This is a genomic window from Lysinibacillus fusiformis (assembly GCF_016925635.1).
Classification (GTDB): Bacteria; Bacillota; Bacilli; order Bacillales_A; family Planococcaceae; genus Lysinibacillus; species Lysinibacillus fusiformis_F.
In genome coordinates this window covers 4,003,908-4,021,919 of record NZ_CP070490.1, presented here as the reverse complement: position 1 = coordinate 4,021,919, position 18,012 = coordinate 4,003,908, and the positions used below count along the sequence as shown (strand labels likewise).

The window sequence follows — 18,012 nt, the reverse complement described above, 5'->3', positions numbered from 1 at the left end:
CGCCTACAATTATAATAATATGATAAAATCAGATAAAAAAAGAAGGTCTTTGTATGTTAGAAAAACTGAATGTATTTCTCCAAAAATACATTGCGATCCTGACACCATTAAGTTTAATTATCGGTGTGTTCTTAGAAAGCATTGGACATCATTTATTATTCCTCGTCTCCTGGCTATTTGCCTTCATGACATTTTCAGGAAGCTTACATATGAAATTTAAAGATGTAAAAATTTTCATGAAGCATCCAGTACTCATTTTATGCTCCATCCTTTTTCTTCATCTCTTGATGCCTTTATGGGCGTATTTCTTGTCCACCGTTTTGTTCGATGACCATTTGTTGACTGTTGGTTTTGTCTTAGCGGTTGCACTCCCAACAGGCGTAACGAGTGTTATTTGGATCAATATTTGTAAAGGAAACTTACCGTTAGGCTTATCGATTATTTTAATTGATACACTCCTTTCTCCCATCATCCTCCCCTTCATCCTCTATATCGTTTCGGGTGAAAAAATTGAGTTGGATGTGGCATCCCTGATTCTGAACTTGCTGTGGATGATTGTCTTACCTACGATTTTAGGTATTTTAGTGAATGAACTTTCAAAAGGAGCCATCCCAAAAAAAATCGGTAAGAAGCTTGCTCCTTTTTCCAAGCTATGTTTATTTGCAGTTATATTGATTAATAGTAGTGCGATTGCTCCCTACTTAAAGGATATCAACATGCATCTCTTATTCGTGGTGCTTTTAGTGTTCTTGCTTGCTATATCGGGCTATCTATTTGCTTACCTCATTGGTCGATACCTGTTAAAAGATGGCCCTCAAATGGCAACCTTTGTTTTTACTGGTGGCATGAGAAATATTGCCGTCGGTGTCATTGTGGCCACAACATATTTTCCAGGTAAAGTCGCCATGCCTGTTGTGTTCGGTATGCTATTTCAACAGGTGCTAGCCTCCGTTTTTAGTAAGATGGTGACAAAAAGCACCGTTGTATAGACAGTGTTCTTATTTTAGCTTTGCACTTATACTAAATAGGAAAAGCTTTTATTTACATTTGAAGGGTGTGCTAATATGTCATACAATTTCCAACTTACATCACCAAAAATACCTACTAATCTTGACAAGGCAAACTTTCAGGATATTTTTTATGATGAAGAACCCTATTTAACAAATTGCATGATTGCTGATACCGTCATGGATCACGAGGATGTTGAACGATTAATCGTCTCTAACGTTATCTTTAAAAATGTCACATTCATCAATTGTACCTTTCAAAAAATTGATTTAACGGATGTCGTTTTTGAAAACTGTGATTTATCTAACTCCAATCTAAGTGAAGGCATCATTCATAGAGTGGCCTTTAAAAACTGTAAATTATTGGGGTTGAATTTAACTGAAGCAAACCTTGGCAATGTTTCATTTGAAAATTGTCTTGCAAACTTATGCAATTTCCCTGAAGTGCGTTTCAAACAAGTATTATTTGATAACACCTCCCTACAAGGTGCTAATTTTTATGATTGTTCACTTAATAAAGTGGCGTTTCAGGAAAGTAATCTACATGATGTGGATTTCTCTCAAACTTCGTTAAAAGGAATAGACATCAGTACATGTCAATTTAAAAGACTGCAAGTCACTCCAGAAAGTTTACATGGGTGTGAAGTCTCTACTGAACAAGCGATAGGTTTTGCTTCATTACTAGGCTTGAAGGTTAAATACTAGTTTGAGGGCTTAAAAGTTTAAGAAAAAAATGAAGCGCTTATCCTAATTCACGGATAGCGCTCACTACTTTTTCAGTTGTATCCTTCACTTTACAGGCTATCCCCCTATTTTGCGGGACTATCCCTCACTTTGAGCGTTCTATCCGCTACTTTTTCAGTTCTATCCTGCACTTTTAGAATTCTATCCTTCTCTTTGAGGGCTATCCCTCACTTTGAACGTTCTATCCGCTACTTTTTCAGTTCTATCCTGCACTTTTAGAATTCTATCCTTCTCTTTGAGGGCTATCCTCCACTTTGAGCGTTCTATCCGCTACTTTTTCAGTTGTATCCTGCACTTTTAGAATCCTATCCTTCTATTTGAGGGCTATCCCTCACTTTGAACGTTCTATCCGCTACTTTTTCAGTTGTATCCTGCACTTTTAGAATCCTATCCTTCTATTTGAGGGCTATCCCTCACTTTGAACGTTCTATCCGCTACTTTTTCAGTTGTATCCTGCACTTTTAGAATTCTATCCTTCTATTTGAGGGCTATCCCTCACTTTGAGCGTTCTATCCGCTACTTTTTCAGTTGTATCCTTCACTTTCGATTGTCTTTATCTAAAAGCTAAGATAGTAAATTCCCATGGGATATTTTCATTTTTCCAACCACGATGCTCATCAAATTTCTTTAATTTGAAACCTGATGTGATAACAGCATTTATTATTTCACTAAGTGTATAAAACCGTATAGATACATCTGGAAAGTCTTGTTGTTCATGCTCATCAAAGAAATGCTTATACGCTAAGTCTCCATTTTGTAATTCTTGGTCAAAATAACCTTGTTGGATTTGATATTGGATTTCAGCGTTAGGTCCTTTAACTATACATCTTCTTAAGGGATGAAAATCACTGAGAATCATTTCCCCACCATCTTTTAGTAAAGAAAACAGAATCAACATGAATTTATCAATATCATTAAAATAGTGTAATATGCCTCCTTCTAAATAAATCATGTCAAAATGGCTTCTATACTTTGTTAAGTCAATATCATCAATATCAGTGACAATATAATGAATAGAGGTATTTGCATGTTCTGCTAATTCTAAGGCATATTTTTGGTTTTCTGCTGAAATATCAAATACGGTTACTTCAGCACCTAATAATGCTAATGGTACTGCTTTTCTGCCATTTGAACCGCAAATATTGGCAATCTTCTTTCCTTCAATATGTTCAAAGTATTGTTTGTGCTTTTTAAGACATGCGATAGGGTTTTCTAATATATGAATAGCCAAATCCTTAGGGGTGCCGTTGCTTTTATTCCAAAATTCATATGCTCGATATTCCCACGCCTTTTTATTTTTTATGCTTTGTTCATTCATCTTCAGTATTACGCCTCCTCAGTATAATGTTGATTAGCTTTTAATATTTGTTATGGTATTCGACACCTAAAATAAAAATGACGCCTATCCATGTTCCAGGATGGCGCCCGATTGAATGACACAGTTAAAGATACCTAATTTTAGAAGGCGTATAATTTTAATAGCTCATGGATTGATAAACGAGAAGTAGCGTCCACTTTAACAAAATACGGTGATTGCCACTTTTTAGTTGCGATTGCCTGTTTGCTGGTGGGCGTATCCCAACTAGGGTAAACTCTAATAGCCATTTTCCCCTTTGTATTAGCCATTTTAAGGATGTTTTGTTGTAAAAGAACTTCTTTTGGAAATACAAATTGGCCAAAATCACCATTATTATGAAAAGTGTTTATTACCAATAAATCAGTGGCGTTCTCATATGAGAATGCTTGGTTTTTATTAGCTGCATCCTTTTCCCAAAAGGAAACAAACTGTCCTACCTTGGTAGGTGTTATTTTTGCGACTCTAAATCGAACTGATTTCGAATCCAACTGAAACATCCCAGCCCCGTAATCAGCATTTTGAGTTTCCTCTTGGCTGTTTTTTATAGTCAAATGATGAGGTGCATAAAGTAATTCATTTACATATGTTAACGCTTTATTAAATTCATTCATAGTTTTACTCCCTATCTTATACGACGAATACCAGTCTATCATCTGCGAACTTGTTACTGTAATTTAAAAAAGCTGTATATAAATGAAACAAAGAATAACAATCAAAACATGGATATGCCAATGTTTTGATTGTTATATTGTGTCCCTAACTTACATTTTTGATTTTATATACTTAATTCATTTCTTCTGTTAAAAATCTTTCTCCAAAAGTTGTCATTGTGACTTTGGTTAGATCAACCGAGTGAACTCTTTCATTGTTATATGTATCATCATCGCCAAACCAATAAATTGTAACATCAGCAATATATGTTCTATCATGCATATACTCAATAAGATCTGCCCACATGTCTAAATTAAAATTGTAATCTGTATGAACAGGTATATGGCCATTTTTGATTTCATTTAAGATATTAAGTATTATTTCTTTGTTTTCCAATTAACAACATCACCTTTCCGAAGCGATGTTTGGTACTGCTCAAAGTAACATTAGTTTGTGATTTTCATATCCCCATGTGATAGATATAATAATTGCCCTCAGACAGTTGTTTAGATATAGAACTCATTTTTTCAAATTTGGCTATCGCGTAGTCTCTATCGAAACGCAGTAATTCATCCTCAGAGTAATCATGGTAATAAATCATTTTGAGGATTTCCTCTGGACCATTTTTTAATAAATCACACCAAGCAGTAAAAATCGAAATAAGGCAAGGAGCCGAATGTTCTTCAAATAGGGTGACGCCAATGTTATTAAAGCCTATGTCTTGAGGCATGCCAGGCAAGCTAGGGTTCCTGCATGGAATCCATGTAAGTGAATCAAAAATATATTCAACTAGGTTGTCTTCAAGTCCAATGTATTCAACAATTAAATCTTTGAATTGCTCTTTATCTCTCCAAAAATATTGAAAAAATTCTTCATCTTGTGTTTCGGTCTTTTTTATTAAATAAAAATCATGCATAAATACCCTCCATATGTATTAAAACCATTTAATGTAATTAATAACCATCTTATCATATAATGTTCATTCACTTGTTTCAAATATTTATCTTCGCTGTAATAAAGTATGCTGCTTCGTTAATTGAATGAAATATAGCCCCCAAACCATCGTTTGATAACAAAAGTTAAAAAAATAGGGAAACATTGTGGCATCACTATTACTTAAGATTTTTAAAATGTAGTTTAATTGATTTACATTGATCCAAAACGGTGCGCTACTAAGAGTGGGAGGTTCTTTTGGACCAGAATTTTTTGCGAAATTGGCTACTAGTGACAGCGCCTGGCTACATCTTATTGGAGGAAGGCTCCTTAAAGTGGTTTAAAAGTTTCTTTTACACACTTGACTTTCCCCTGTACTGGAAACTATATACTTACATTAAGTTATTAGATTGGAGGTGATATTTTGTTTAAAATCAGTGAATTTTCCAGGCTAAGCAAAGTATCCTTAAAAACATTGCGCTATTATGATCAGATTGGCATATTAAAGCCGAGAAAGGTGGACGATGACACCTGCTACCGATATTATTCAGCAGACCAGCTACTTGAGCTCAACCGAATCTTTCTCTATAAGGAATTGGGGTTCACCTTGCCACAGATTATACGTTTGCTCCATGAGGATATTACGTTAAAAGATATTCAAGGGATGTTTAAGCTGAAGAAAAATGAAATCCAACATATTATCGATACAGAACAAGCCAAGCTCGCACGGATTGAAGAGCGTATGCAACTTTTAGAACGAGAGGGACAAGTGGAATCAGATCAAGAAATCCGAATCAAGGCAGAAGGTGCTCAGCAGTTTCTTTCATTGAAAGCACGTGGGAGAGAAGAAGATATTCCAGACCTGTTTCGTACATTTAATCAATTATTAACAAAGGAAATGCGCCATTTGGCTCAAAGTCCCCAGGTCGTTTTATGGAAAGAAATAGAGGAAAAAGAAGACGAGTTTGAATTTGAAGTCGGGTATTTTTTAACCAAGGAGCTTCCATCATTCCCCGATACATTTCAACTACGGACGCTTCCTCCAGAGCCGATGATGGCCACAATGACCTTTCGTTCGGATTCTAACTTTGCTTGTACAGCCTGTGTTGATTTAGCTAACTGGATTGTGAAAAATAACTATCAGATCAAGGAAAACGAACCAGGTAGAGAAATATATTTGCCATTATCTACAACACAAAACGTCCAATTAATGGAAATACAAATACCTATTACAAATAGATAGCTGAAAGAAGAGTGAAATGAGTTGAAAAATAATCTGATTATCTATGTTTTATCGCTTGTTGTTTTTCTAATCGGAACAGTTGAATACATTATTACAGGCGTGATTGAAATGATTGCTGTGGACTTTGGAGTAACGATTTCAGAAGCTGGGTTATTGGTGACTTTATTTGCCCTTGCAGCAGCCATTTTCGCTCCAATTCTCATTGCGCTCACGATAAATATGGATCGCAAAAAGTTGCTCCTGGCTACCGTTAGTGTGTTCATTGTCAGCAACGGATTAATGTTTATAAGCCCTTCTTATGAATTTGCACTATGGATACGAATTATTCAAGGGGTTAGCGGTGGAATCGCTACAGTGGTAGCCATGGCAGTAGCTACGCGACTAGTTGAAAAAGAACGAAGAGGCCGTGCTATCGGCATAATTTTGATGGGCCTAAGCAGTTCGCTCGTGCTAGGTGTTCCAATTGGCACCTTTTTTAGTGAAATGTTTGGATGGAGAGTTTTATTTATATTGATCGGTTTATTAACCATTTTGCCATTGCTTATCATCTATACAAAGGTTCCAGTCATCAAGGAGGAAGAAGCTGTTGCCCTCAGGTCGCAGCTCTTCATTTTAAAAGATTCAAAAATTCTAACTGCCCTGGCTATTACTTTATTTTATGTCGGTGGATACGCTATCCTATTTACTTATATTACGCCTTTCTTGCAAGCCACATCCACTCTTTCTATGACCGAAATAAGTGGCATTCTATTTCTGGCGGGAATTTGCAGCTTCGTTGGTTCAAAAGTGGGCGGACAATTGGCAGATGCAAAGGGTTCGCGATTCACCATTTGGTTTGGATTGCTGTTACAAGCAGCAACACTCCTCTTATTCGCACTATCTGGTAGCAACCTCTTTGTATTGATCTTGGTTTTAATGATTTTTATGGTAGCAACATGGAGTATTTCCCCTGCCCAGCAGCTCCTTCTTGTCACGCTGGTACCTCGAAATCCAGACATTGCCCTAAGCATAAATACTTCCTTTATCCAATTTGGTTTTGCACTGGGCTCGGCATTAGGCGGATTTGTCATCGGCCATACCTCTGTCCTAAATTTGAATTGGGTAGGTTTTGGTACTGTAAGCATCGCTTTATTTCTTGCTATTTTGCTATTCAAAAAAACCCCTATTGCTACGAAAGTAAACTATTAAATAGCACCAATTCTACCTTTATATTAAAAATCGGCCTATTCAATATAAAGGTAGTTTTTCTAATCCAATTAGGAATGAATGAGGCCAACCTTTAGTAAAGCTTCCCTTTTGTCAATATACATGAAGGGTCTCCTCATACTATGCCCCTGCAGGAATATGTACTCTTGATTAAAATCATTTCATACGTGGTGATATAGGTCAGTGCCGTAGAGTGGGCAAAGTTTCGGCTATCTGCAATGCCTTCCGTTGTATCAACATTCTCATACCCAACGAATAGGAAGTAAGTCGCCTATAGTCAAGATCGTATTCTCTCCTACCATGACTTCACATTGATAGTTATCATCATGAATTTGACAAATAAACTCCCTACATCTTCCGCACGGTGGTATGATTGTTCCATCCTTGTAAACTGCAATGACTTTTTTTATTTTACTTTCACCATCCGTAATCATCGCTGCTATGGCTGCGTGTTCTGCACAAAATCCCATAGAGCAAGGCGTATCGATACACACCCCTTTATATACCTTATCATTTTCACATAAAATCGCAGCAGCAACAGATCCTGCATAAGAATTTTTTGAAATTTGTATTGGATTTAAGGCACCTTTTGCTATAGTATATAATTCTTCAAACTCCATCATTTCCATCCCCTTATTAATCTAATTTTTTATTTTCTGTTTAACTAGATGATTTAGCTTACTGTTAATTTATCTGACTCCATCATATACTTAAGTAACGAAAAGGAGGCTAGAAAATGAAACATCATCCTTTGTACCCATGGCAAAAAGAACATCATAAACGAGTAAAAGATTTCCATAAAAATCACGCGTTAGCAATAGAAAATGGCGAGAATGGCAATGGGTTGTTAGTTAAGTGGGAAAGATTTCTCTACCATAAGGGAAAAGCTCTTTTTAAAGCTGCCAAATAATTAGCTGTTCTTTTTTAGGACAGCTCTTTTTTTGATTTTAAATCTCTTTTTGCATAATCTCCTTAAAATGTTCAGTAAAGAATTCTTGACTAACAACTAATTAAGCCACAAAATCACTAAGACTTTTTATGTTATAATTTACACAAAATACATATTAAGGTGATTCTAATGACATTTATCAGAAAATACTTGAATATTGTTTACTTCGTTACACTTTTTTTACTTTTATCTGTTTCGGATTATTTCAAAAAAGGTAATTGGGATTTTCTTAATAATCTCTTCTTTTCTTTATGGGCAGTACTTGTTTATGCTTTTTTAAATTGGGCATGGGGTAGTAAAAAATATGAAAAGAAATAGCATATTGTGCAGTATCATTGGTCCATCCTGAATAGATAGAGAGACCTCTATATAAATAAAGACTGAATCTTTACAGCAACTTCTTTTGGTTTAATATCAATTGTCAACAACTTTTCAATCTCTACCCATATCGGTAGATAAGTTCCACTATCTTTATTGCTGTCTGAGTATTCTTCACCTTGTCCTGTTCCAAATTTACCCCCAATTATTTCTGATAAGAAAAAATATTGATTGCCATTAAATTTTTCCTCTGCGATACAATCCTTGACCCTAACTATTACGCCTAATTCCTCTAATGCTTCCCTCCTTGCAGTATCTTCAGGTTTTTCATTATTCTCCATTCCGCCGCCTGGAAAAACATAATAAACGGTACCGTCTCTTTCCCTTCTAATAAGTGCAACCATTTTATTTTCAATTATTACAACCGAACTTCTATCTCTCATGCTTATAACCTTCTTTCAAATTTCCTAACAATTAATTGTACTATTAATTCCTTTTTATTTACTGCACATTATCCTCCGATAGTGCAGTAAATGCATCATTCCATATTTTCATATATTACCCAATTATGTTATCCTTATATAGGTAATTACCTATATATCAGGAGTTGTTATGCAATGAAAACAATGTCTACACTTGGATGGATCATATTTATTTTTGGCATTACTTTGCTTATAAGTGGAGTGGGAAGATTATCTGGTTTCTTTGAATATGATTCAGTTATTCCAAACAAATCTGTTGCACTAATATACATTTCTATGGGCTTTTTTGTCATGTTTATTTCTTACTTTGTGAAACCCAAAAAAGAAAAAGGTTAGTAGTTTTACCAATCAATATCTTTCAAGCATGTTCCTTATATTGTGCAGCAATCAAACCGAACCATATTTTTAAATATTTCCTAATGATGTTATCATTAACCTAATATCAGGAGTTGTTATGAAATGAAAACACATTCTAAAATTGGACATATCATATTTGTTTTAGGCATCTTATCGCTTTCAATCGGATCAGCGAGATTAACTGGTGCCCTAGAATACAATTCATTTATTTCAAATAAATCTTTTGCAGTACTATTCATTGCCCTAGGTGTTTCTGTTATGTTCCTTTCATTCTTTGTAAAACCTCAAAAAGATAAATAACTTTACTGAACAATTTCTTTCAAATATTCAATAATAATGGTTTTAACCCCTCATCCACGTTAACCTTAAAGCGTGATTTGATTTACATAAATTGGAGGTGTACAAATGCTTGTTAATTTACGTTTCTATATACAAGTGGTTTCAACAATTTTAATTATGATCTTTGTCTTCATGAATTTTTTGGGGCATTGGACCGCAGACAGATTCGTTCAAATTATATTTTTCTTTAGTATGGTAATCGCGGTTTTCAGTGTCGGTATGGAAACAGAGAAAAAGCTAAAAAACAGAAGCTGATTGGACGTGCTAATCGGCTTTTTTATGTTCAATCTTTTTAAAAATTCCATTTCAAATCATCTATGGTAAAAATAGATAATTACTGGTATATTATAGGTTGTATTCTATTCATTTCATGAAAGGTGGTGCATTGATGGATAAAACACTGGAAGATTTACAAAAGGAAATGATCGTTGAAGTAAAAAAAGGATTCCCCATTTTACTTTCTGGTGCCGTTGTCTTTTTACTTTTCACCCTAATGCCCTTAGTTTTGCCAATAGAAACTGTACATTTAATTTGGATATTTGGCTTGGGCGCTATTTTTCCAATCGGTATGTTCATTAGTAAAATTCTTGGTATTAATTTAAACGCTACTGGTAACCCTTTAGGGACGTTAGGAGGAATCGTTGCTGCTCCTCAAGCTTTTTACATACCTGTATTTATCATTGTGTATATGAACATACCTGAATACCTTCCCTTCACAATTGGTTTACTTGCAGGCTCTCATTTTCTTCCTTACATATGGATTTATAAAAGTAAAGCTTATTTATTTGTGACTTTAGGCGTCTGTTTTTCTGCTTTGATTTTAGGTGGCTTCTTTGTTGATCAAGCTTTCACACTTGTACCTTTAGCAATCTCTATCGTGTATGGAATGGGCGTTCTTTTGATTCTAAGAGAGCTTAAAGTCAATCCGATTTAATCACCTTCCTCAAGGTGATTTTTTTTTTGGACACTATCTATCGTTTAATTATTCCAGACCGCATTCAACCTGAGAAATAAAGTATTCATTTCCTATCCCATGCTTGTTCCTTTACAATAAACGTATGCATAAATGAAAGGATGGATGGATTTGCTGTTTCCATATCGTAATGATCTTAGGAAAACGTTAATACCTTACCTAAACACTCTTGATGAGGCGTTTTGGTATAAGAAATCCGATTTTTATCCAAATAATGTAGCTTGGGTTATTTCTCATTTATCCAGTAGCGAAGACTATTGGGTGAATGAAATTGGTCTAAAAAAACCTTGTATGTTAAACCTTCACGATGATTGTTCGCCTAAGGAAATACTAGATAGCTATATTGAAATTAGAAATTATACGGATAACATTCTACATACATTAGACGATTCGCAGCTCAATCAATTAGTCGAGGTGCCAAAGTTTTCCGATGGTTGGACACCACCTTCCGTACCTAAACTTAACTGGTTGTTTCATCATGTTTACTCGCATGAAGCTTACCATGTTGGGCAAATCTCTGTTATCGCGCACCTTAGTGGATTTCCAAAGCCATTATTTTAATAAAGGCAAAGTAATGAAAAGAACAACTTGTTTAAATGGAGGAACAGTAATTTGAAAAAATTTCGTGGGAAAAAGCGTTATTTCCGTAACTTATGGCGAGAAACAACGGCAGACCCATATGATGTAGACTTTGGCAAAGAAGGTTGGTTTGACTTGTGGCACACCCACCTTGATTTTTACGGGTATGGCAATAATGGTTTGAAGATACGAAGAGAGCATATAAAAGCACATATCGCCTTGTATAACCATTTATCAGAAAAGCTTTCGACACTCGGAAAACCCTATCAATTGTGGATGGAGTTCGTGGAGGAAGACGCTAGTTTGGATTCAGTAAATATACATACGCCTAATCCAGCTGAGGACAATTTTCCACTAACAATAGCAAATGTAGATTGGAATTGCCCTGTCCCCAAATTCTTTAAGGATTTAATAAATCTGAACGAATTGAATGTAGGACACTATAAGCAGGAATCAACTAATAGCTATTTCATCCAGTCTAAAAATAATGGGGTGAAATTATAAAGGCGGAAACCTACAAAAGGAAGGCTTCCCCCACCATACTCTCTGTTGTGGTGATTAACTGAATGTAGGATACCTCGTCTAATTTGGATGGTTTGTTCTTCATGTTTCTTCCCCCCTATCTCGTATGGAAGTAATGCCCTTTGCATCCCTCTCCCCTTGGAAAACAATGTATATTCTATTATACTTAATAAAAAATGACTTGAGGATGGTGGATGATTATGATGTTTGCTCCATTATTTGAACAGGATGTACCAGCACTTCTTCTTCCTTAACGGTAGAAGCGCTTTTTCTCCGTTAAGGGCATAGGTATCTATGAAAACGGAGGAAAAAACATGAGAAATCTAGTAATCGGCGCCATCTTTTTATCGCTTGCCGCAAGTATTTGGGGTGCTATGTATGTCGTCGTTAAAGTAGTGGTGGAGGTTGTGCCACCATTAGAGCTTGTTTGGATGCGTTATTTAATTGCGGTGATTGCACTCGGTATCATTGGTATCGTGATGAAGCAATCTTGGAAAATAGTGAAAAAAGATTGGTTGATTATTTTTCTTGTTGGACTTATCGGGAACACCATTTCGATTGTTACGCAGGAAATGGGTACAATGCTGTCCACTGCGCAGATGGGGGCAATCATTACAGCAACAACTCCTGCTTTTATGGTCGTCTTTGCCCGTTTGATTTTAAAAGAAAGCATTACGCTGAAAAAGTGTTTGTCCATCGCTCTTGCCACGATGGGCGTGGGGATCATTGTAGGTAACGGTCAAATCGACGTGACACAGCAATTAGGTGGACTCTACTTACTGCTTGCTGCCTTAACGTGGGCATTGATGTCGGTATTCGTGAAAAAAGTGCCCAGCCATTACTCACAAATTGTTGTTACGACCTATACATCTTTGATTGCCGTGATGCTATTGACTCCTTTTGTCCTTCCAAGGCTACAGGATTTGGATCTAGCAAGTGTTTTGCAGCCAACGATTTCAGGGGGCTTGCTCTACCTAGGTATTGTCTCAACTGCTGGTGGTTTTTTACTGTGGAATAAAGGGCTTCAACTAATGAATGCGTCTAGTGGTGGCCTATTTTTCTTCTTTCAACCTATTGTTGGCACATTTTTAGGCTGGCTCTTATTGGGAGAGACGATCGGGCCTTCCTTTTGGATTGGCTCCCTGTTAATTTTTAGTGGCGTTTTTATTGTCATTCGAGAGGAATAAATCGAAGTGCGTTTCTATGTTAGATAGAGACGCACTTTTTGCATTCCTATAGTCATCGAAAATCGTGGTAGCACATATATTGCAAAAGCTTAAAGGAGCTGATACTATTGATCACCTTTTTAAATAACTTAAAGGATTTTACTTTATTAATTTTTTTACTTGCTAGTATGATCTATTGTCGACAGCTAAAATTAACGAAGTGGCAACGAAAATTATCGCTTGGTGAATGGAGCATGTATATCCTCCTTTCTATTGCACTTCCCCTTTATGCCGTGCTTTATCTTGCTTTTCTTTTAGGGACATAGGAACATGAAATTTTTGGAGGAATTTCATGTTTCAAACAGGCGAATCACTGATTTTTGCTTTATTTTCGAGTGAATAGCATTTTATAAAACGCTCAAGTTCGCTATACTATAAGCAGTCTATATGGGAGGTTTTTGTTTGTTCAACTTATGTTTAAGCATTGTGAGTACGCTTTCTTAATACAGGGAATGTAGCAAGAAAGCACCATTTATAGATTTTCAAAAGAACAGGAGATTACAAATGGACATGATTATTAGACAAGAACTCACAGCAGATTATCAAACAACGGAGGCCATCGTGAAAAGTGCTTTTTTGAATGAAGCATACAGTGATCATCAGGAGCATTTGCTGGTACAGCGCATTCGCCAAACAGATGCCTTTATCCCTGAGCTATCACTCGTTGCTATTCAACAAGACGAACTGGTTGGTCATATTCTTTTATCAAAAATTCACATACTGGATGGTGACAAAGCTGTGGAATCATTAGCTCTTGCCCCTGTCTCAGTTGCACCTTCTCATCAGAAAATGGGCATCGGCAGTCAATTAATTCGTGCGGCTCTCAAAAAAGCACAGGAGCTAGGGTACTATTCTGTCATTCTGTTAGGTCACAAAGATTACTACCCAAAGTTTGGCTTTCAACCAGCAAGCAACTGGCATATTCGAGCACCGTTTGAAGTACCAGACGAAGCATTTATGGCTCTTGAATTAACAGAAAATGCACTTGCCGATGTGCGGGGTATTGTGCGTTATTCAGAAGCTTTTGCATAATAAAAAGAGAGGTTGTCCTAAAAATAGGCAACCTCTTTTATTAATGATTTTTTACGCTATAAAGATGCTAGCCAGTTATTAGTATCAGCGATGGTTGGGTTAGCGAGATAATGGCCGCCTTCAATTTGCAATGTTTGGCCCGTCATAAATTTTGATTCGTCAGAGGCTAAAAATACGACTGCATGGCCAATATCATCTGCTTCCCCATGATAAGGTAGCGCATTAAATTTTCCATAGATCGCTAGCATTTCCTCTGGCATATTGTTTTTCGCAGCTGGTGTTAAAATAAGCCCTGGTGCAACCGCATTACAACGAATATGATCCTTCCCAAATTGTGTGGCAATGTTTCTCGTCATATTCACCACCCCTGCTTTTGTTGCCCCATAGGCTGTACGGATTTGGTCACTGGCGAATGCCGCCATAGAAGCCGTATTAATAATTGAGCCCCCGCCCGCTTTTTGCATATGCGGAATCGCAAAACGACTGCCAAGTAAGATGGATTTTAAGTTCACATTCACTAAACGGTCCCACTCGTCTAAATCAATATTCAATACATCTAAATCTTTCTTCAGGTTAGTTAAACCAACATTATTAAAGAGCACCGTTAATGAGCCGTATCGTTCTACCGTGAAGTTCACGGCCGCTTCAATGGAGGAAGCATCCCCTGCATCAAGGAAAACCGCTGCCGCCTCATACCCTTCTTTGACTAAAGTAGCTGCCGCCTCTTTTGCCCCCTCTACATTGAAATCAGCAATGACTACTTTTGCGCCCTCTTTTGCTAATAAGCTAGCTGCGGATAAACCAATACCAGAAGCCCCACCTGTCACTAATGCCACTTTATTTTTTACTCGATCCATTTTTAATTCCTCCTTCAATCACACGAAAAAGAGCGAATTAGCTCTCTTACCGTTAAATAGTTTAACATTAAACTATTTATTTTTAAACTAATAGCCTTGAATGTGAAATGTATATTTTCAATCTGAATCGAGATACTTAAAAATAAAGTACTTTCAATAAGGACGTGCAAGCAAATGCGGAAGAAAATTACTTTTTCACTATTTATTTTTTTAATTTACCAAACCATTGATCATGTTAGCGCGCATCCTCAGCCGCCCACTTTTGAGGAAAAATTTGATGAAGCGGGCTATCAATCAGTAGAAGCAGCTGTGAAGGAATTTGAACAGTATTATACTAAGGTCAAACTGCCAACTGTTTTACCCCCATTTTCCATCACGCATAAATTTGGCCGATTTTACAAAGATCATGAAGATGGCATAAATGATGCACTAAATATTCTCTATGTTCATAACGAAATGAAACAGCATATTTTTAAAATCGATATTCGACCTATTCAACAAAAATTGAGCTTTTCAGGAAAAGCCTATACACTGCAGGATGGTAGTCAGGGGATTTATTTTGAGCACCTACTTTTTAATTTCTTTGTCTTTGAAGAAAACCATTTACAATATCTTCTCAGCATTTATAAAGATGTCACGAATCATGAAACACCCAATCTTTTCGTTCAAATAGCCAATTCAGTCAAGTCAAATGAAGTATATTTTCCTTCATCTATACAATGAATAAGTTGTTATGCTATAATACTTTAGAAAACCTCAAAGGGTATCAACCAATTCTGAGCTACAGTGATGCATATCGCTGTAGCTTTTTCTATGTTATAATTTCCTTAAACTTACATTATGAGGTGAGAACATGGAAACGAATACATATAGTTGTAAGGCCTGTGGTGGTCAATCTTTTTCTGAAGGGAAATTAGATGGCTATGCGGCTTTAAGACCCGTGAATAGCATCTTTTCTTCTGGCTCTCCTCTTATTTTTACTGTCTGTACGCAATGTGGAGAAATTGCCTCTATTAAAGCCACAAAACCTGAAAAGTTCAAGTAAAAAACAAGAGAGCATCATTTCAAGAAAAATGAAATTTGCTCTCTTGTTTTATATTTCTTTATTATTCTTCTTCCCCCATTGATACGGCTTTTTGGACCAATTCCACATCCAAATAAAGAAATAGATGATGACCATCGTTATCACCATCATCGTCACATTTTCTCCCCATGTAATCGGCTCTTGCTTCCTCCATTGGTTCACCGTTCTTACAAGGAAGTACATAACAGGATAAATAAAATGAACTACTTGATCCCGTCGCATCCAACACGCCTCCTTTTAGAAAAGGTGATTTCCCTACTGATCAATCATCGACGCAAGCTTCATCATCGTTTTCCAATTGCGAACTGTAGCGGGCACCTCCAGCTTATGCAGGTGTTGACTAAGCTTGGCATTGCGAATGCTATCGTAAAATAACAGATAGACATCTCTGCCCTTGATAATGCAGCGCTCTTTTTCACTTACATATTGTAATAGCTTAGCACTGTTTATTTCGGTTGGAGCTACTGGTAGTAATGCTACATGGAGACTTTCCCCTGTAGCTGTAGCACTTGCGTCTGTTAAGTCTTGCTCTGGGAAAGGACAATTGTTCACAATCGAGTGGAACTCATCAGCTGTACGGATGATCACTGTACTTGTGATAGTGAATGTAGTTAGGATGGTATCTTGAATTTGCTGTTGCAAGCGTTCTTCAGATTCACTTGATTCGAACAGGATATTGCCACTTTGAATATATGTCCGAATATTTTGGAGTCCTAGTGGTTGCAGGGCATCTCTTAATTCAGCCATTTTTAATTTATTGTGCCCACCTACATTAATGCCTCGTAAAAGTGCTACGTATTTCGTCATTCGCTTCCCCCTTTCCTTTTATCTATAGTATAGCAATAATTAGGGAATAATAGGAAAAAACTGCACCCTTTTATTCAAGGTGCAGCTTGATTGGCTATGCTAATCGGTGAATGTCGTCTATTAAACGCTCCACATTTTCTTTTGTCGTAGCCCAGCTTGTGCAAAAGCGCACAACCGTATGAGTATCATCGTATGTTTCCCAAATAGAGAAGGAATATTTTTCTTCCAACGTCGGAAGTAGATGGTTTGGTAAAATCGGAAATTGCTGATTCGTTTTCGAGTCATAGCGCATTGCGAAGCCTTTGTCGAGAAACGCCTGTCGAATCAGCATCGCCATGTCTACAGCATGATGCGAAATATCCATATAAAGCGTATCTTCAAATAGCGTTTCGAACTGAATTCCCAATAATCGACCCTTGGCAAGCAGCCCTCCTCTTTGCTTGATCATGTAGCGGAAATCCTTTTGGTACGCAGGATTCACGATCACGACTGCTTCCCCAAACAATGCCCCCATTTTAGTGCCACCAATATAAAAAACATCCACAAGCTTAGCGATTTCTGCTAAAGATAAATCGCTGTCTTGTGCCACGAGACCATAGCCTAAACGGGCACCATCTAAAAACAGCGGTAAACCACAGTCTCGGCAAACTTCACTTAAAGCCGTTAATTCTGCCTTACTATAAGTTGTGCCATTTTCTGTAGGATGAGATATGTACACTAAACCTGGCTGCACCATATGCTCATGCGTACTGTCCTGCCAATGCGCATCATAGCAAGCTTTCACCTGTGCCGCCGTTAGTTTACCATCATCGCTAGGCAATGTCAGCACCTTATGACCCGTTGCCTCAATGGCACCCGTTTCATGCACCGCAATATGCCCCGTACTTGCAGCAATAACGCCCTGATGCGGCCTTAAAATAGACGCAATAACGATTGTATTCGTTTGCGTACCACCAACTAAAAAGTGAATGTCTGCCTGCTCCGCTGCAATGGCTTTTTTAATAGAGGCTCTTGCTTGTTCACAATGCTCGTCCATACCATAGCCCGGTGTTTGTTCTTCATTTGTGGCCACTAATCGTTGCAAAATCTGTGGATGGGCACCCTCTGCATAATCATTTTCGAATCGTATCATCTCTACTATTACCTCCAAATTCTCTCTATCTATTACTCTATCTTACGCCTGTTGCCTTATTTTCGCTATTTGTTTAGCTGAAAAAATACTGAATAGTAAATAGCTTCTTATTTATTGGGCTAGAGATTGTCCTCCAAAAGTACAATGACGCACCAAACCTTAGTCGAGGATGCTGAATCTATTCCGTTCTTTTCAACAGATGTAGATATTTGTG

General features: G+C 37.0%; 25 protein-coding genes. 15 read left to right on the top strand and 10 right to left on the bottom strand.

Going from position 1 to position 18,012, the window contains the following annotated elements; all coding sequences use genetic code 11:
- The first annotated feature begins 53 nt into the window (after positions 1–53).
- Both JTI58_RS19630 and JTI58_RS19625 read left to right on the top strand, forming a co-directional pair.
- On the top strand, positions 54–989 hold the full coding sequence (locus JTI58_RS19630; RefSeq protein ID WP_205443162.1) for a bile acid:sodium symporter family protein: 936 nt from the start codon (positions 54–56) through the stop codon (positions 987–989).
- Between the two features lie 75 nt (positions 990–1,064).
- Positions 1,065–1,712, top strand: coding sequence for a pentapeptide repeat-containing protein (locus JTI58_RS19625; RefSeq protein WP_205443161.1), 648 nt, complete (start codon positions 1,065–1,067; stop codon positions 1,710–1,712).
- Between the two features lie 592 nt (positions 1,713–2,304).
- Here the strand turns inward: JTI58_RS19625 and JTI58_RS19620 are convergent.
- From JTI58_RS19620 to JTI58_RS19605, 4 genes are all read right to left on the bottom strand, one after another.
- Complete coding sequence (locus JTI58_RS19620; RefSeq protein WP_205443160.1) at positions 2,305–3,069, bottom strand: class I SAM-dependent methyltransferase; 765 nt, start codon at positions 3,067–3,069, stop codon at positions 2,305–2,307.
- 140 nt (positions 3,070–3,209) lie between these two features.
- Positions 3,210–3,719 (bottom strand): MepB family protein, encoded by a 510-nt coding sequence (locus tag JTI58_RS19615; RefSeq protein ID WP_205443159.1) that lies wholly within the window; start codon positions 3,717–3,719, stop codon positions 3,210–3,212.
- Positions 3,720–3,891: 172 nt separating this feature from the next.
- Entirely contained in the window at positions 3,892–4,155 is a 264-nt protein-coding gene (locus tag JTI58_RS19610; protein ID WP_205443157.1) for a hypothetical protein, read from the bottom strand.
- Positions 4,156–4,219: 64 nt separating this feature from the next.
- Complete coding sequence (locus JTI58_RS19605) at positions 4,220–4,675, bottom strand: hypothetical protein (RefSeq protein ID WP_205443156.1); 456 nt, start codon at positions 4,673–4,675, stop codon at positions 4,220–4,222.
- 441 nt (positions 4,676–5,116) lie between these two features.
- On the opposite strand from JTI58_RS19605, the gene JTI58_RS19600 reads away from it, so the two are divergent.
- A complete protein-coding gene (locus tag JTI58_RS19600) occupies positions 5,117–5,935 on the top strand; it encodes a MerR family transcriptional regulator (RefSeq protein ID WP_205443154.1) in 819 nt (272 codons plus the stop codon).
- Between the two features lie 21 nt (positions 5,936–5,956).
- Entirely contained in the window at positions 5,957–7,123 is a 1,167-nt protein-coding gene (locus JTI58_RS19595; RefSeq protein ID WP_205443152.1) for an MFS transporter, read from the top strand.
- Between the two features lie 260 nt (positions 7,124–7,383).
- Here the strand turns inward: JTI58_RS19595 and JTI58_RS19590 are convergent, their stop codons facing one another.
- Positions 7,384–7,761, bottom strand: a complete 378-nt coding sequence (locus JTI58_RS19590; RefSeq protein WP_205443151.1) for a cytidine deaminase family protein — start codon at positions 7,759–7,761, stop codon at positions 7,384–7,386.
- A gap of 116 nt (positions 7,762–7,877) precedes the next feature.
- On the opposite strand from JTI58_RS19590, the gene JTI58_RS19585 reads away from it, so the two are divergent.
- A complete protein-coding gene (locus JTI58_RS19585) occupies positions 7,878–8,051 on the top strand; it encodes a hypothetical protein (protein ID WP_205443150.1) in 174 nt (57 codons plus the stop codon).
- Between the two features lie 404 nt (positions 8,052–8,455).
- Here the strand turns inward: JTI58_RS19585 and JTI58_RS19580 are convergent, their stop codons facing one another.
- Complete coding sequence (locus JTI58_RS19580; protein WP_205443148.1) at positions 8,456–8,851, bottom strand: NUDIX hydrolase; 396 nt, start codon at positions 8,849–8,851, stop codon at positions 8,456–8,458.
- 174 nt (positions 8,852–9,025) lie between these two features.
- Between JTI58_RS19580 and JTI58_RS19575 the strand changes: the two genes are divergently transcribed.
- The 8 genes from JTI58_RS19575 to JTI58_RS19540 all read left to right on the top strand — a co-directional run bounded on the left by JTI58_RS19575 (position 9,026) and on the right by JTI58_RS19540 (position 13,918).
- Positions 9,026–9,226: a hypothetical protein gene (locus JTI58_RS19575; RefSeq protein WP_205443146.1), complete on the top strand. Its 201-nt coding sequence runs from the start codon at positions 9,026–9,028 to the stop codon at positions 9,224–9,226.
- A 123-nt stretch (positions 9,227–9,349) separates the two neighbouring features.
- Entirely contained in the window at positions 9,350–9,547 is a 198-nt protein-coding gene (locus JTI58_RS19570) for a hypothetical protein (protein ID WP_205443145.1), read from the top strand.
- Between the two features lie 427 nt (positions 9,548–9,974).
- Complete coding sequence (locus tag JTI58_RS19565) at positions 9,975–10,520, top strand: DUF7010 family protein (RefSeq protein ID WP_205443143.1); 546 nt, start codon at positions 9,975–9,977, stop codon at positions 10,518–10,520.
- A 150-nt stretch (positions 10,521–10,670) separates the two neighbouring features.
- Positions 10,671–11,120, top strand: coding sequence for a DinB family protein (locus tag JTI58_RS19560; RefSeq protein WP_205443142.1), 450 nt, complete (start codon positions 10,671–10,673; stop codon positions 11,118–11,120).
- A gap of 51 nt (positions 11,121–11,171) precedes the next feature.
- The gene (locus JTI58_RS19555; RefSeq protein WP_205443140.1) at positions 11,172–11,642 is read left to right on the top strand and encodes a hypothetical protein; all 471 of its coding nucleotides are present in this window, start codon (positions 11,172–11,174) and stop codon (positions 11,640–11,642) included.
- 332 nt (positions 11,643–11,974) lie between these two features.
- On the top strand, positions 11,975–12,847 hold the full coding sequence (locus tag JTI58_RS19550) for a DMT family transporter (protein ID WP_205443138.1): 873 nt from the start codon (positions 11,975–11,977) through the stop codon (positions 12,845–12,847).
- 107 nt (positions 12,848–12,954) lie between these two features.
- Complete coding sequence (locus JTI58_RS19545) at positions 12,955–13,152, top strand: hypothetical protein (RefSeq protein ID WP_205443137.1); 198 nt, start codon at positions 12,955–12,957, stop codon at positions 13,150–13,152.
- A gap of 238 nt (positions 13,153–13,390) precedes the next feature.
- The gene (locus tag JTI58_RS19540) at positions 13,391–13,918 is read left to right on the top strand and encodes a GNAT family N-acetyltransferase (protein ID WP_205443135.1); all 528 of its coding nucleotides are present in this window, start codon (positions 13,391–13,393) and stop codon (positions 13,916–13,918) included.
- Between the two features lie 56 nt (positions 13,919–13,974).
- On the opposite strand, the gene JTI58_RS19535 is transcribed toward JTI58_RS19540, so the two are convergent.
- Positions 13,975–14,775, bottom strand: coding sequence for an SDR family NAD(P)-dependent oxidoreductase (locus JTI58_RS19535; protein ID WP_205443134.1), 801 nt, complete (start codon positions 14,773–14,775; stop codon positions 13,975–13,977).
- A gap of 174 nt (positions 14,776–14,949) precedes the next feature.
- On the opposite strand from JTI58_RS19535, the gene JTI58_RS19530 reads away from it, so the two are divergent.
- Together JTI58_RS19530 and JTI58_RS19525 are read left to right on the top strand one after the other, a co-directional pair.
- Positions 14,950–15,498, top strand: a complete 549-nt coding sequence (locus JTI58_RS19530) for a carbon monoxide dehydrogenase (RefSeq protein ID WP_205443132.1) — start codon at positions 14,950–14,952, stop codon at positions 15,496–15,498.
- A gap of 130 nt (positions 15,499–15,628) precedes the next feature.
- Positions 15,629–15,820: a hypothetical protein gene (locus tag JTI58_RS19525; RefSeq protein ID WP_205443131.1), complete on the top strand. Its 192-nt coding sequence runs from the start codon at positions 15,629–15,631 to the stop codon at positions 15,818–15,820.
- Between the two features lie 48 nt (positions 15,821–15,868).
- Here the strand turns inward: JTI58_RS19525 and JTI58_RS19520 are convergent, their stop codons facing one another.
- The 3 genes from JTI58_RS19520 to JTI58_RS19510 form a co-directional block, all read right to left on the bottom strand.
- Complete coding sequence (locus tag JTI58_RS19520) at positions 15,869–16,081, bottom strand: hypothetical protein (RefSeq protein ID WP_205443130.1); 213 nt, start codon at positions 16,079–16,081, stop codon at positions 15,869–15,871.
- 33 nt (positions 16,082–16,114) lie between these two features.
- A complete protein-coding gene (locus JTI58_RS19515) occupies positions 16,115–16,666 on the bottom strand; it encodes a DUF1697 domain-containing protein (RefSeq protein ID WP_205443128.1) in 552 nt (183 codons plus the stop codon).
- A gap of 94 nt (positions 16,667–16,760) precedes the next feature.
- Complete coding sequence (locus JTI58_RS19510; RefSeq protein ID WP_205443126.1) at positions 16,761–17,798, bottom strand: threonine aldolase family protein; 1,038 nt, start codon at positions 17,796–17,798, stop codon at positions 16,761–16,763.
- Positions 17,799–18,012: the final 214 nt, after the last annotated feature.